We start from the raw sequence: 15,591 nt of genomic DNA on the forward strand, positions 1-15,591 counted from the left end.
CGTTCTACGCAAGAGATGCGGCTACTTCGGACTCCTCTGCTTCAATAAGATTGCTGCGGACGAGCCACCCGAAGACGGGATTTGGTTTAACTTGGGGTTCGGAATTGGATTTGGGGATAGACGACAAGGAATGTTCCTCCTGTCGATGTAAGGCTTGCCGCAGGGTTCCGGCCGCCCAGCAGGAAGTCGATCGTACCTCCTGATTTGGTACCCGAGCTACCTTTGACGAAGCCTATGTTTAAGGGGTATTGATACACTCTATGTACGATTTGATTATTCCCCCACAGCCCTGGTGTGGATAAGTAAAGATTCGGCTGCGGGGTAGTGAGCTTTTCCTGACGATTAAATTTAACGAGGGTACTGCATGAGGCTCAAAGAATGCTCCGTATGGCACGAACGGGACTGCGCTTGGATTGCCGGAGAATTCCATGCTGATTGACGTTACCGCAGGTAGCATGAGGTGAAAGCGCTACCTTAACATCAAGTCCGCACGCCCTCCGGAAGGCACTTTCGTGCCTCTTGCCGGGGGCGACCATCGGCTTGGCCAAGCTTAGGTCGTTACTAGTAAATCCTTGGTCTCCTGAGAGATCACCTGCTGCATACTGGACTTGATAATGTCGCAGCCGGCGGTCAGATGCTCCATCGAGACGGTCAGCGGAGGCATGATCTTCAGCACACAATCTCCTCTGCCGGCTCTTTCAATGATGAGCCCGTTCTCGAAGCTGATATCCGCCACCCGCTTCGCCCCGGCTTCATCCATGAACCCCGAGACGTCAATGCCCCAGATCAGGCCGAGTCCGCGGATGGCGATGGACGGATGCAGAGGCTTAATTTCTTGATCAAGGAACGAGCGCACATATTCTTCCTTCTGCTTCACCTGAGCTTCCAGTTCGGTTCTGTCCCGGAACTCGAGAGCAGCCTTCGCGGCCACAAAAGCCAGCTGGTTGCCGCGGAAGGTGCCGTTGTGCTCGCCCGGCGTCCAGATATCCAGTTCGGGCTTCAGCAGCAGGAGGGACATTGGCAGGCCGTACCCGCTGATCGACTTCGACAGGGTAATGAGATCCGGCTCGATCCCCGCACGTTCGAAGGAGAAGAATTCGCCTGTCCGGCCGCATCCTACTTGAATCTCGTCTGTAATGAGCAGAATATCGTGCCTGCGGCAAATCTGCTGCAACTCACGTAGCCACTGCGCGTCGACAACGTGAATTCCGCCTTCGGCTTGTACCGTTTCAAGCAGGATCGCGGCCGGCTTGTCGATTCCGGAGTGCGAATCAGTCAGGATATTCTCGATATAACCGAGCGTATCCATTTCTGCGAAAGCCCCGCTCGGGTGCGGCATGAACGTAACTCCGTCCAGAGGAAGCCCCGCCCCTTCTCTCATGGACTTGGAGCTTGTCGCCGACAGACTGCCGAGCGACATGCCGTGGAAGCCACCCATGAATGCGAATATTCCACTTCTCTTCTTCGCCTTGCGTGCGAGCTTCAGGGCCGCTTCCACCGCATTCGTCCCTGTTGGACCGCAGAATTGAAGCTTGTAATTCAGCTTCTTCGGCTCCAGGATCCGCTCGGAGAAGCTCTGGATGAATTCACGCTTGGCCATTGTATACATATCCAGACCGTGCATAATCCGGTCGGAGGTCAAGTAATCGAGAACCCGGTCTTTAATATAATCGTTGTTATGGCCGTAATTGAGTGCCCCGGCACCTGCAAAGAAATCAATATATGCTCTTCCGTCCTCAGAATATAAAAGGTCTCCCTTGGCCCGGTCGAATACTACCGGAAAGCTTCTGCAGTAAGATCTTACGTTGGATTCCAGCTTTTCAAAAATGCTCACTCGCTTCATCCTCCATCGGAATTGGGATAAGGTTGGCTCTATCTTTCCGAACCTTCCTTTCTAAACCTTCTGACGTCATGGAGCAACATATTCTAGGCTGTCATTTTCCACAATTGTTGGTCCCCACATGCCGGCTTGTTGGTAAGCCAGTATACTGGTCTCTCGCACACAGCTTGGATGGGTATAAAAAACCCTACAATTCCATTTATTAGAATAATAGGGAATAAGACCTAGGTTGAATTATATCAAAATTTACAAGAATGTATAGTGAAATTTTTGTTAAATATAGTCATTATATTGTTAAATTTGGTTCATAAAACATTATGTGTTAACATTTTTCGTTAAAAATAGTGAATGGAGAAGAAACTTTGGGCATGATTTGACATCAATCAAGGAATTCGACGAGTGTTGACATTCAGTCATTTAACAGGTAAATTTGGTATATATTCCCTTTAAATATTCTTTGCCGGTGTTCCGATTCCTTGCACTTTGTAATTTTTAACATGATTACCTGACCAATTTCAGAAAGCTTGGCTGGAAATTGGCCACAGCGTCCGCACGGATGGTAGCCGACATCGTTTTGTATCACGCCTTCTCTCTACGCCTCTGTTAGAGTAAAGGGTAAATATATTCTGCTCCTCCTCGTCAAACCGTAAGTGAGGTTTTCCCTTATACGCTTTCCGATGTCCTTCACTCATTTACATGCAGATTACAATCGCGTTCTGAGTCTGAATTGAACGGTCAATAATTTTACTTCGCGTAATAAGCTTCTTCATCGAGCGCATTGTTGCTTCTTGGCATACCATTTTGTGAGTTGCTGAAAGATGTACCCGTCACGTTCAGTCATCTTCCTTTACCATTCAAATGATCTTTTATGCCCGATCCGCATCCTTCTTGGGGATATATTTGCACTTACGAGTTGCGAAGGTTAATGATTCTCTTTAAGAAGTTGATTACATTCGTGCACGAAAAATATTTCAAATGTGAGAATTACAAAAGGATACTCTTCCTAAGATACTTTATAATCTGATGGATTTTCGTCCAATGAATGACCGCAATTTACAATGAAAAAACACAAATAAGGTGGTTCTAATATTTAGAACCACCCTCCTGAAACATCAAAAAAGTCCTGATGACTTAGAGTCATCAGGACCATTATTTTGTCCATACTTTATTAGTTTACTGAATCTATTGATCAACCCGTTATCCATGTCATCCGACAATAAACTAATTTGTACAGAATACCTTACTCAACCGTTACACTTTTCGCCAGGTTACGTGGTTTATCTACATCATGACCCAGTGCCAGGGAAGCATAGTATGCCAGCAATTGCAGCGCAACTACAGACAAAGCAGGGCTAAGCAGTGGCAGCGTCTTAGGAATCGCAAACGCTTGGTCTACGGATTTCAGCAATGGTGCTACGTGCTCTTCATACGTAATTGCCAATACATCTGCGCCACGTGCTTTTACTTCCTTAATGTTGCTCACTGTTTTCTCAAGTACGTTCTCCTGCGTTGCCAGGGCAATAACAGGGATACCGTCTTCGATCAATGCAAGCGTACCATGTTTCAACTCACCCGCAGCATACGCCTCGGAGTGAATATAAGAGATCTCTTTCAGCTTCAAAGATCCTTCTTGAGCTACTGCATAGTCAAGACCACGGCCAATGAAGAAGAGATGTTCATGTTTGGAGATTTGCTCTGCATATCCTTTGATTGCTTCCGCTTGCTCCAACATGGATTCCACTTGCTCAGGCAATGCTTGCATTGCTGCCAGCGTGTGTTCAATCTCTTCTGCAGATTGAGTACCACGAACTTGTGCAAGGTACAGACCAAGCAAGTTAAACGCGATCAATTGCGAAGTATACGCTTTGGTAGAAGCTACTGCAATTTCAGGACCTGCCAATGTTGCGATAACATCATCTGCATCACGTGCAATGGAGCTACCCACTACGTTTGTGATTGCCAGTACATGTGCACCATTGGATTGTGCTTCACGCAATGCAGCAAGCGTATCGGCAGTTTCACCGGATTGGCTCACTACGATTACAAGTGTATCTTTGTGCACGATTGGGGAACGGTAGCGGTACTCGGAAGCCACATCTGTTTCAACCGGAATACGTACCAATTGCTCAATCACTGTACGTCCAACCAGGCCTGCATGGTACGCTGTACCACATGCAATGATTTGAACGTTACGGATATTTTTAATTTGTTCTTCAGTCATTTTCAACTCAGGAAGTTGAACTTTTTTGCCTTCATTATCGATGCGACCCAGCATAGTATCACGATATGCTTTTGGTTGCTCATGAATTTCTTTCAACATGAAGTGCTCAAATCCGCCTTTTTCTGCGGTTACAGCATCCCAATCGACACGAATCATTTCCCGAGAAATAAAGTTACCTTCAATCGTCATCAATTCGACAGCATCATGTGTCAATACAGCCATTTCACCATCATTCAGAATGTACACGTTACGTGTATGTTCCAGAATTGCCGGGATGTCGGAACCAATGAAGTTCTCGCCTTCACCAATACCAATAATCAATGGGCTTGCTTGACGCACTGCTACGAGTTTCTCTGGCTCATGCTCTGTCAATACACCCAGTGCAAATGCGCCACGCAACAACGTGATCACTTTTTGTACTGTTTTGACGATATCACCATTGTATTCACGTGCGATCAGGTGAGAGATAACCTCAGTATCTGTCTCGGAAGTGAACGTGTGACCTTGAGCCATCAATTCGTCCTTCAGATCCAGGTAATTCTCAATAATACCGTTATGCACAACAGAGAACTTCTGGCTTCCATCTGTGTGTGGATGAGAGTTCTCATCCGATGGTTTACCATGAGTTGCCCAACGTGTGTGTCCGATTCCGGCATTACCTACCAGTGGTGCACCATCCAGCTTGGCTTCAAGGTTCGCAAGACGACCAAGAGCTTTCGTGATTTGCAGACCTTCCGGTGTGAATACTGCGATACCTGCAGAATCATAACCACGATACTCGAGTTTCTTCAATCCTTCAACCAATACCGACTGAGTGTTCTTATTACCAATATATCCAACAATACCGCACATAATTTATTTCCTCCGTTTGTATATGAATACTGTGTCACGAAGAGAAACAGGCAGAGGCGGCATATCGGAAAAATGAGTGATTGCCTAGCGTTTCATGAATACTTGGTACTTATTCAATTATCAATGATCAGAGCACCTCGTGTCGCCCCGCTGTCATCATAAGCTGTAATGAATGCAATCATGAATGTACATCATTTTCCCGTCCGCGTACTGTTTACGCTCTTCACGCACATTCATTTGAATTTTAGTTTAACTCTTGCACCTGCACCGGCGCGTTGTGTGGACAGTCACCTATCCATTTTCCGCAATCCGGTTTACGGCTCTGGTGCTTCACCGGGAGGTCCCCGCCGAACAATCCGAACACCTCCACCTCGTCAGCTTGATTGCCGTTGATCTTAATCAGCGTTCTTCAACCTAGAAGAAATCCTGATCAACATCATCCCGCGCAACTCCAAGCTCTGGCGCTTGTATAACTGTAACCTTACGTTCCTCACTTTCTGTGTCTGAATGACGACTCCACTCATTATATGCACGTCAGGTCCATTTTGCAATGGAGCAAAGTACCTGTGACAATTTTAGCATATTTACCTACAATCCCGACCGGATAAACAGACCTATGGTCTCATCAGGTCGGGACGCAGGAATATCCATGCATAAGTCCTAAATCATGTTATATTAAGCCTCTTACATCTTCCAGTCCTATACCAGTTCTTTTTGCACTACATCTGCGATTTGAGACACAAATTGTTCAAGTTCGTCTTTATCTGGTCCTTCCGCCATAACACGGATCAGAGATTCAGTACCTGAAGCACGAACGAGTACACGTCCATTATCCCCGAGTTGCTGTTCTACTGTAGCAATAGCTTGCTCGATTGCAGCATTGCCCTCGTATTTGCTCTTATCTTCAACACGCACATTCACCAATACTTGTGGGTACTGGGTCATTAGCGCTTTTAGTTCACTCAGTTTTTTACCGGAAGCCTTGAGCGTATCCACGAGTTGAATCGCAGTCAGCATACCGTCTCCAGTTGTATTGTAATCCAGGAAAATAACATGGCCAGATTGTTCTCCACCCAAGTTGTAACCGCCACGACGCATTTCCTCCATCACATAACGATCACCTACTGCCGTTTTAGCTGTTTTCAGTGCAAGTTTCTCTGTTGCTTTGTAGAATCCGATGTTACTCATAACGGTCGATACAACAGTACTGTCCTTCAACTTGCCTGCACGATTCATCGCATCACCACAGATACACAGAATGAAGTCTCCATCCACCTCAGCGCCTGTCTCATCAATAGCAATCAGACGATCCGCATCCCCGTCAAAAGCAAGACCCAGATCTGCTTTATGTTTGAGCACTTCTTGTTTCAGGTTCTCTGGATGAGTTGATCCACATTGCTCGTTAATATTCAGGCCGTTAGGCTCAGCGCCAATGGCAATGACTTCTGCACCTAGTTCACTGAACAATTTTGGTGCCAGTTCATAAGCTGCTCCGTTTGCACAGTCCAAAACAATTTTAAGTCCAGAGAACGATTCATTTACAGTCGTTTTCAGGAAATCAAGGTAACGATAACGGGATTCTTCATCTGTCGTTACAGTACCCAGCCCGCCACCAACTGGCCGTGGCAATTGATCTGTCTCCGCATCCATCAGTTCTTCAATCCGGTTCTCTGTTTCATCAGACAGCTTGAAGCCATCTCCACCAAAGAACTTGATTCCGTTATCCTCAACCGGATTGTGGGAAGCCGAGATCATCACGCCCGCGTCAGCTTTCAACAAACGTGCAATATACGCCACTCCCGGAGTGGATACCACGCCCAGACGGATCACATCAGCGCCAATGGACAACAGACCTGCAACCAGTGCGGACTCCAACATCAATCCCGAGATACGAGTATCCATGCCGATAACCACTTTTGGTCTTTCCACACCACCTGCAAGCACGTAACCACCACAACGTCCAATGCTGTAAGCCAGCTCTGCCGTTAACTCTTTATTGGCAACCCCTCTTACACCATCTGTACCAAAATATTTCCCCATGATTTAACTCCTTCTATTCGCATCATATACGAGCACTATTATTATTTTTTTGAGAATTTTAAAATTAGAACGTTTACGGATTCACGCCACTTTTACTGCCAGTACCGCTGTTATTATTATTTAAATTACCTCGACTGCTTGTGCTCCCCTGTTGACCCTGATCCTGAGTATCCGTATTCGATTCCGTTTCTTCTTCATCAGGAACAGGCTCTGTTTCCCCATTTTCAACCTCGGCTGGTGTTGGGTCAGGTGCTACCGTTCCCTCGTCAGTCGGTTCTTCGCCAGGAGTGGTCGTGGTATCTTCAGCCTTTTCGCTAATTTTGACCGTCGCACTTAATGCAGTGGATGATTCATCCAGTTTGGCATAACGGGGCAGGTCGGCTTCAAGCTTGATCTCATGCGTTCCGACCGCAAGTCCAGCAAGATCCCCGGTTAACGTGAGATCATCACTACTCAGACCCTCAAGCATACTTGCTGAGCCTGTAAGTGTGAGGTTCAGACCGCCGCTTCGAGGCGTAACCAGCGTCCCTTCCAGTCCATTCCCCGCACCGGTAAGTGTGATGGGGACGTTCGGAAAGACTTTGGTTGTCTCCTCTGCCTCGTCAAATGGTGATATGGTTACCTTGATCTGAATCGAACTAGGCTCGATTTTCTCAAAACCGGAAGGCGGCGTCAAGTCCACGTTAACTGTCGATGTACCCGACTGATCAAACTGTGTAAGATCAAGGGTTACTTGGTCGTAGGACTGTATACCTGCAAGCGCATCCTCTGATCCATAAACCGAGACTTCTTTCACGTTTGGCTCTACCGTGGAGAGTACCAGGCCTTCCGGAAGCTGTCCCGAATATTTGATTCTTAAGGGTACAGATGTATAGGGCTGATTGACCGGAACTCGGACTTCAACCGTTTGAGGCGTTATAATCGCATTTTCAAGGACCTTGCCTTCAGCATCGTATGCTTGAAGTTTCACTTTTTTCTGTATGACATCTTCCTTGGCATCTTTCACGCTCACACTGCCCTGGACCTTCGCTACAGCCTCGAGTTGCCCTTCGGGCAGAGTTACCTTAACCGGCGTCGAAGGTTCAGTTACGGGCGTTCCAGCGCTGTATCCGGCGGATGGTTCCCCTTCGGGTACAATATTCACATTGAAGGATTTGGTGCCCAATTTTTCTACGTTCACCGTAACCATGGAAGGTTCCATGCTGACCACTTCTACCCCGGAAGGCAAATCAGGTACAAGTGGCAGTGTATTGGACCCATCTTTCACCTGACTCAGATCGACCAGTACCTTGTAATCGTCATTCGTAAAAATCGATGTTAGCATCGAGCGCTGTCCTTTAATCTCCAGCCGGACCTCATCCGTACTTAATGAAGTGAGCACATAGCTGTTGCTGTCTAATCCATAAGGTTGAACAGGCACCGTACGTTCCACAACCTTGTTGGTTGTCCCTGTTGTAATCGTAGGGGTGGTTGGTACTTCATCCAGATGAATCATGAACCAGAGCAACAGGCTCACCGCAAGCGCAAGTATTTTGGCAAAGTTATTATTGTTAAACCACTTATCCATTGTTACGTCCTCCCTTCCGTTTCCAGAAGGTTGTCCAGCCATTCTTTTTCAGATTGGATGTAGGGCGCAACTCCTCATACAGTTTGGCAATCAGCGATTCTTCCTTAATATCACGAACGACCTGTCCATTCATTGCAAGTGACACTTGTCCAGTCTCCTCGGAGACAACCAAACAGATCGCATCTGCAACTTCGGTAATCCCGATTGCTGCACGGTGACGTGTTCCCAATTCCTTACTGATAAAAGGATTCTCTGATAATGGCAAATAACAAGCTGCCGCCGAAATCTGTTTTCCCTGTATAATAACGGCTCCATCATGGAGCGGTGTATTTGGAATAAAGATGTTAATCATCAGCTCCGAGCTGACCAGAGAGTGCATCTTAATGCCCGATTCCGTGTAATCGTTCAGACCTGTTTCACGTTCAAATACGACCAAAGCGCCAATTTTACGCCGTGACAAATAATTAACTGACTTAATAATCTCACCAATTAACACGGTTAGTTCTTCATCACTCGCTGCCGCTGAACGTCCAAACAGCTTACCGCGTCCCAATTGCTCCAGACCACGACGTAGTTCCGGCTGAAAGATAATGAAGACCGCAACGACACCAAACGTAAACATCTGGTTCATTAACCATTTGAGCGTATACAAGTTTAGCCACGTACTTAATGCCCAGATCAGCACAAGGAACAGAATCCCTTTTAGGAGCTGAACCGCACGTGTCCCCCGCACAAGCAAAATCAGTTTGTACATAATATAGGTAACGATCAATATATCGATAACGTCCTTAATGGACTCTGTCCACGTTAAGTCAGCAAAATAATTCATAAGCCAGCCCCCGCTATCCCCATTGATGAGTAAACCCTGATCTCATATTAACCCATTAGGATTTTATATAATCCTTTGTCTCCGCATTTTTGCATTATTTGATTTGTGCAAAATGCTTATCTATATGTAGTAGTATGTTCTCTTTAGTATCTAGGTTATAACGTTAACGTTCAGGTTGCAAGTTACGGCAGTCTCAAACTGCACATAAACATCACATTTACCATGAATTACAAAGTTTGCGTATAAAAAAAGAGTACCCCATGCAATCTGGAGGTACCCTGCTTGGTATATACCATTGAAGAATTTTACCCTGTTCTAGCGATAAGCCACTTCATTTACCATATTGGTTATTTTGTACCAGAACCAGTCCAGCGCCTGATCAATACTTTTCACCTGACCTGAAATATGCGCCGTTGAAGCCTGAAACAGTTGTCCGTCGATAACCGTCAGATTGCCGTTCACATCACCATATACTTGTGCGGTTCCATTTTCTATCGTAAGATCGCCAGCAATTGACTTACCTTCAGGAACAATAACCGTGTTACCCTGAATCACGATCTGGTCCAAATTATTTCCCTTAACAACCATTTCGTTATTCTGATTCCAGAAATTCAAGGCGCTAAAGAGCATCACGACCAAAAAGAAGGCTGCCGCCGTCAGCGCGGGATGTCCTTTGACCCATTTGAGCCATGCTTGCTGTCTCTTGGGCTGGGGCAGAGCATTCATAATTCGATTGGTCAGCTCATCAGAGGCAGACGGTGAATAGTGTTTCATGGCAAAGAGTAACATTTCCGTCTGTTCCAACTCTTTAAAGCGCATGCGACAATCCGGACAGATCACAAGGTGACTTTTCAGTTCAACCTTCTGGGCCGGGGACAACGACTCATCCAAACATTCATGCATTAAAGAGACGGCCGAGTTGCAATCCATATGAGAGCCAATCCTTTCTTAAATCACTTAGTCCATGTGCCATTAAAAAGCACGCATAAGACTTGCATACATTACATACGCATCCGTTTCGGATATGTTTCAAATAATTTCGCCCATATTTAAAGGCGCTTAACATTTATAACTTATACTCCAATTTTTTACGTAGAAAATCACGGCCCCGATGAACGCGTGTCTTGATCGTTGTTACGGGCATACCTGTCACATCACTGATTTCCTGTAGCGACAAGTCCTGTAAATATCTCAGAATCATAACGGACTTATACTTGGCTGGCAAACTGTCAATGGCCTCACGAATGAGTGTCTGCGTTTCTGACAGGAGCGCTTCACTCTCCGGTGTACGATCATCACTCGGGAGCATCGCATAACCATCAGATCCTTCCTGATCATTCAGTTCAGCATCCAATGAGTATGAAGGTTTCTTCCTGCGCAGTCGGTCAATACACAGATTCGTTGCGATCCGGTAGATCCAGGTTGAAAACTTCTGGTTTGGATCGTACTTCTCCATATTACGAAACACACGCAAAAACGTCTCCTGCACAACGTCTTCAGCTTCATGACGATTGTTCAGCATCCGATATGCCAAATGAAATAGCTTGTCCTTATATAGTTCAACGATTTCTGCAAAGGCTCTCTGGTCGCCCTTGAGCACCAGTTTAATAAGCCTGTTCTCCAAATTGTCCACCCTTATTCCCCCAGACATGCTGATGGGTCTTCCGTCTTCTGATACCCGTCCACACTTGTAATTCACCAATCAAATCGTAAATCAACTTTGGTCAAAAATCAAGACTGTATGACAAATATCCGCCAAAAACAGTAAAAACGGGAACTCCCGCAGGAGTCCCGTTTCATCTCTTACTCCGTAGAGCAGAGAATGGAGCTTTTAAGTAATGGGTACTTTGTTACATATAATCATCAGTCACAACAAATTGATAATCAACCTGTATTACGAAGTCCTGCAGCGATTCCATTGATTGTCAGCAACACTTCTCTAAGCAGTTCCGTATCATCCTCACCACGTTCACGCATATCTCTGAGCTCGCTCAGAAGTTGAACCTGCATGTAGGACAACGGATCCACATAAGGGTTACGAAGGCGAATGGATTCTTGAATAACCGGTACATCATCCAGAATTTCAGCTTCTCCCGTAATTTTCAGAATCAGCTCTTTTGTGAGCTTGAATTCGGCTTCAATCTGACCGTAGATGCGATCACGGGCTTCCTTGTTCGAAGTCATGGCTGAATATTCTTTGGCAATGACCAGATCTGCCTTGGCTACGGCCATCTGTACCGTATCAATTAATGTACGGAAGAATGGGAAGCTTGCATACATTTCTTTCAGGACAACCAAATTTTCCTCTTTATCCTGATAGTAACTTTGCAATCCTGTTCCTGCCGCATACCATGCCGGAAGCAGATAACGACTTTGCGTCCAAGCAAATACCCAAGGAATTGCTCTCAGATCTTCGAACTTGTCGCTACCCTTCCGCTTGGACGGACGTGAACCAATATTCAGTTCACCCACCTCTGGAAGCGGTGTGGATTCCTTGAAGAAGGTGAAGAAGTCCGGATCACGGAAAATCAAATCCTGATATTTCGTCAGAGATACTTCCGAAATCTCTTTGATGATGCTGTCCCAATGACGTTCGGATGCTGACTCTTGCGGCTCAAGCCCATTAAGTGCTGCTGTGATTAGAGCCGAAGTTGCCTGCTCCAGACTGCGGTATGCAATCCCCTGAAGGGAATAACGGGAAGAAATAACCTCTCCCTGCTCCGTAATCTTGATGCCCCCACCAATCGTATGTGGTGGTTGAGCAAGAATACTGCGGTTGAGTGGCATGCCGCCACGTCCAAGAGCCCCGCCACGTCCATGGAAGAACTTCAGCTTAACGCCGTGTTCATTACCTACAGCCGTGATGGCATTCATCGCTACGCGCAGTTCCCAGTTGGCAGTAACCACGCCGCCATCCTTGTTACTGTCTGAATAACCAAGCATGATTTCATGCAGTTCATTCCGTCCTTTTACGCTTGCGCGGTATACAGGAAGGTTGAACAGCTTCTGCATAATGTCCGAAGCCGCATGTAGATCATCAATCGTTTCAAACAGCGGTACCGCTTGAAGTGTAGATACAACGTCACCATTGTGTCCTTTGGTGAATAATCCCACTTCCTTGGCAAATACCATAACCTCCAGCAAATCACTTGCGCCCTGCGTCATACTGATCAGGTAACTTGTGATACAGCCGTTCCCAAATTCGTTCTGGGCACGCTTAATGGTACGGAAGACATCCAGACATTCTTTGGTTCCCTCCGTGTATTGATGATAAGGAGAAGTAAGCGGACGTGGATCATCCAGCAAACGAGCAAGCAGATCGATTTTACCGTCTTCAGTCAGACGTGCATAATCCTCTACAATGTTCATTTTCGCCAAAATCTCCGACATCGCATTTTCATGTTCCTTACTGTGCTGACGCACATCCAATGCTGCGGTATGGAAACCAAACAACTCGACTTGACGAATCATTTTGCGAATGGTCGTATCTGCTACGTAATCCGCAAAATGATGGCGCAGACTTCGATCAATAATCATCAGTTCATCAATCAAATCCTGTGCGCTATGATAACGGTCAGGCTGACCTAATTTGTTTTCATCCAGTACATTGTTCAGCTTGGCAATCATATAAGCCAATTTGATGCGGTATGGCTCTTTTTCATTCCGCCAGATATCCACTTTTTTCAATGTAACAGAATTGCGATCCTGCTCAATCGACTGCACCAGCTCATCCGATACATGAATGATGTTTGTGCTGAAGCTGAGATGACCCATAAGCTCAATCATAATCCGTTGGTATTCACGCAAAGCGAGCTTGCGTTGCATCAACAACGTCTGCCATGTTACATCTGAAGTTACCGAAGGATTTCCATCCCGGTCTCCACCGATCCAGGAACCGAACCGCAAATACGTCGGCACATGCCAGTCATGGTCAGGATAAAATTTGTTCAGGCAACGTTCCAGCTCCTGATATACATCCGGAAGTACGTGGAACAACGTTTCGTGAAAGTAGTACATCCCGTTCCGCACTTCATCGAGTACAGTCGGTTTGCGGTCGCGAAGTTCATCTGTCTGCCAGAGTGTAATAACCTCATTCAGCAGTTTCTCACGCAACTGTTCACGTTCACGCAACGTCAGCGTAGGATTATCAAGAAGCATGACATCTTCAGATATCCGTTTATGGATGTCCAGAATAACCCGGCGCATGGCTTCGGTTGGGTGAGCTGTCATAACGAGTTCCAACGACAAATCGTCGAGAATCTCTTCCACCTCTGTATGAGACAATCCACGTTCCTTAAGATCCTGTACTGCTTTCTCAATCGATCCTGGCTGCACAGCGTTCCCTGCAGAACGTTCATAATCCCGTTTACGCCGGATCCGATGGTTTTGTTCAGCAATATTAACTAATTGAAAATAAATAGCGAAAGCCCGAATAACCTGATGACGATTGTCCGAGTCTAATTCCTGGATCATCGTTTTGAACTCTGCATACAGTTCTGGCAAAAATTCTGCACGTAACGATTTGCTCGTTTCCCGAATCTTCTCAACGATATCTAGAAGCTCCGTGCCGCCTTGATGGACAAGAACTTCTCCGAGTATATTGCCCAGGAACCGCACGTCTCGCCGAAGCAGGTTGTTGGATTGGCTTTTGCTGGCGGTTACCATAGTTTCAGTCATGCTTATCCTCCCATCTGATCGTTCCATTCGTACACGTAAATTTGACACCTTCATAACATCATACAATAAAATGGTACGAAAATCTTTACTTTTCTACTAGAAAAAATGGGGATTATCCCCGATTTACAGCATAAAAACACGCTTTTTTATTCATTTTCTTGTTCTGCTTCATTTAATGGTCATATGCTGTCGCATGATACCTTTTTCACGTACTTTACATAAATCATATGTCTCATACCTATACTTAAAAATTCATAAATATACAGTTCTTTTAGATATGATCCCATGTACCTGATATTAAGGTTAAACCGCATAATTTCATTGTTTGAGAACAGATGATATACAAAGAAACATGACCGGCAAAGCAAGCTTTTGTATACTTTACCACAGTGACGCAATAAATTAAAGATGTAATTATAATTTTCTTCCCACTACAGTCTGCTTACTAGGCAAGTTTCTTATGTATGTTGTTATTCAATTGGACTCAAAGGTATATCTTAACAGACTATTTCTACATATTGTACTTGTCTTCTTGGGCAGATTAATCTGTAGCTCTTACTAAAAAGGAGGAATCCACATGATGAAGAAAGGTACAACAATTATTGCTTCCGTGCTTCTGGTGGCCGCGATGGCTGGCCCTGCTGCTGCTGATGGTCATATGTCCAAAGGAATGGATACAACCGGCTCACGTGTCCGGTCTTATCAGGACACCAACTACATGGACCGCACAAACACTAATTCCAACATGAATATGAACATGGATGGAAACTACCGCAACAATGGTGACTATCGTACCAACAATGTTCGGGCAAACGCCACAACAACCGACCGTGACAACGGCATGGATTGGGGCTGGCTTGGTTTGTTGGGACTGCTTGGATTAGCTGGCATGCGTAAAAGAGTAACGGACCATAACGAACGTTAAATTGTGCGCTCTTCACTATACAATAGCTGCTGCGTCTTAGAGGCAGCTCATCCACAGAGATAAACAGAAGAGCCAAGACCCCCTTTACTATTGAAATAGGGAGGTCTTGGCTCTTTTTTTAAATAAACCTGTATTATACTTTACATAAATTATTATATAAAATAACTGCTGATTATTTCGTTAAATAAAATAAAAAAGCCTCTGCATCTGCAAAGGCTCTTTCATTATATTCTGTAAGCGGGTGATGGGAATCGAACCCACGCTATTAGCTTGGAAGGCTAAAGTTCTACCATTGAACTACACCCGCGTAAACAAAAATCGGGATGACACGATTTGAACATGCGACCCCCTGGTCCCAAACCAGGTGCTCTACCAAGCTGAGCTACATCCCGATACTAAAAAAATAATGGCGCGCCCTGAGAGATTCGAACTCCCGGCCTTTTGATTCGTAGTCAAACGCTCTATCCAGCTGAGCTAAGGGCGCAAAAATATTGGAGCGGAAGACGGGAATCGAACCCGCGACCCTCGCCTTGGCAAGGCGATGCTCTACCGCTGAGCCACTTCCGCAAATAAAGGATGCGCGTGGAGGGACTTGAACCCCCACGTCAAAGACGCTAGATCCTAAGTCTAGTGCGTCTGC

Annotated in this window: 10 protein-coding genes and 4 tRNA genes; 1 reads left to right on the forward strand and 13 read right to left on the reverse strand. The window is 45.7% G+C overall.

Annotated elements, in window-relative coordinates:
- Nucleotides 1–4: 4 nt before the first annotated feature.
- The 9 genes from AC1DE7_RS18895 to ppc all read right to left on the reverse strand — a co-directional run bounded on the left by AC1DE7_RS18895 (nt 5) and on the right by ppc (nt 14,026).
- Entirely contained in the window at nt 5–127 is a 123-nt protein-coding gene (locus tag AC1DE7_RS18895) for a hypothetical protein (RefSeq protein WP_256721367.1), read from the reverse strand.
- A 423-nt stretch (nt 128–550) separates the two neighbouring features.
- Entirely contained in the window at nt 551–1,834 is a 1,284-nt protein-coding gene (gene ectB / locus AC1DE7_RS18900) for a diaminobutyrate--2-oxoglutarate transaminase (RefSeq protein ID WP_477534967.1), read from the reverse strand.
- A gap of 1,246 nt (nt 1,835–3,080) precedes the next feature.
- Nucleotides 3,081–4,913 carry a glutamine--fructose-6-phosphate transaminase (isomerizing) gene (glmS, locus tag AC1DE7_RS18905; RefSeq protein ID WP_036668148.1) on the reverse strand — a complete coding sequence of 611 codons (1,833 nt, stop codon included), beginning with the start codon at nt 4,911–4,913 and terminating at the stop codon, nt 3,081–3,083.
- A 699-nt stretch (nt 4,914–5,612) separates the two neighbouring features.
- Complete coding sequence (gene glmM, locus AC1DE7_RS18910; RefSeq protein ID WP_017692121.1) at nt 5,613–6,953, reverse strand: phosphoglucosamine mutase; 1,341 nt, start codon at nt 6,951–6,953, stop codon at nt 5,613–5,615.
- 73 nt (nt 6,954–7,026) lie between these two features.
- On the reverse strand, nt 7,027–8,520 hold the full coding sequence (locus tag AC1DE7_RS18915; RefSeq protein ID WP_477534968.1) for a CdaR family protein: 1,494 nt from the start codon (nt 8,518–8,520) through the stop codon (nt 7,027–7,029).
- A complete protein-coding gene (gene cdaA, locus AC1DE7_RS18920; RefSeq protein WP_017692119.1) occupies nt 8,513–9,349 on the reverse strand; it encodes a diadenylate cyclase CdaA in 837 nt (278 codons plus the stop codon). The genes AC1DE7_RS18915 and cdaA overlap by 8 nt, the downstream gene beginning before the upstream one ends.
- 315 nt (nt 9,350–9,664) lie before the next feature.
- Complete coding sequence (locus tag AC1DE7_RS18925; protein ID WP_036614042.1) at nt 9,665–10,279, reverse strand: zf-HC2 domain-containing protein; 615 nt, start codon at nt 10,277–10,279, stop codon at nt 9,665–9,667.
- A gap of 136 nt (nt 10,280–10,415) precedes the next feature.
- On the reverse strand, nt 10,416–10,982 hold the full coding sequence (sigW, locus tag AC1DE7_RS18930; RefSeq protein WP_036614044.1) for an RNA polymerase sigma factor SigW: 567 nt from the start codon (nt 10,980–10,982) through the stop codon (nt 10,416–10,418).
- 251 nt (nt 10,983–11,233) lie between these two features.
- Nucleotides 11,234–14,026 carry a phosphoenolpyruvate carboxylase gene (gene ppc, locus AC1DE7_RS18935; RefSeq protein WP_127546705.1) on the reverse strand — a complete coding sequence of 931 codons (2,793 nt, stop codon included), beginning with the start codon at nt 14,024–14,026 and terminating at the stop codon, nt 11,234–11,236.
- A 577-nt stretch (nt 14,027–14,603) separates the two neighbouring features.
- On the opposite strand from ppc, the gene AC1DE7_RS18940 reads away from it, so the two are divergent.
- Entirely contained in the window at nt 14,604–14,951 is a 348-nt protein-coding gene (locus AC1DE7_RS18940) for a WGxxGxxG family protein (protein WP_076328832.1), read from the forward strand.
- Nucleotides 14,952–15,187: 236 nt separating this feature from the next.
- Here the strand turns inward: AC1DE7_RS18940 and AC1DE7_RS18945 are convergent.
- From AC1DE7_RS18945 to AC1DE7_RS18960, 4 genes are all read right to left on the reverse strand, one after another.
- Nucleotides 15,188–15,258: transfer RNA gene (locus tag AC1DE7_RS18945), tRNA-Gly, on the reverse strand.
- A gap of 11 nt (nt 15,259–15,269) precedes the next feature.
- Nucleotides 15,270–15,343, reverse strand: a tRNA-Pro gene (locus AC1DE7_RS18950).
- A 15-nt stretch (nt 15,344–15,358) separates the two neighbouring features.
- A tRNA-Arg gene (locus AC1DE7_RS18955) sits at nt 15,359–15,435 on the reverse strand.
- An 8-nt stretch (nt 15,436–15,443) separates the two neighbouring features.
- A tRNA-Gly gene (locus AC1DE7_RS18960) sits at nt 15,444–15,518 on the reverse strand.
- Nucleotides 15,519–15,591 lie beyond the last annotated feature (73 nt).

The sequence above is a fragment of the Paenibacillus sp. 10L310 genome, from assembly GCF_056395745.1.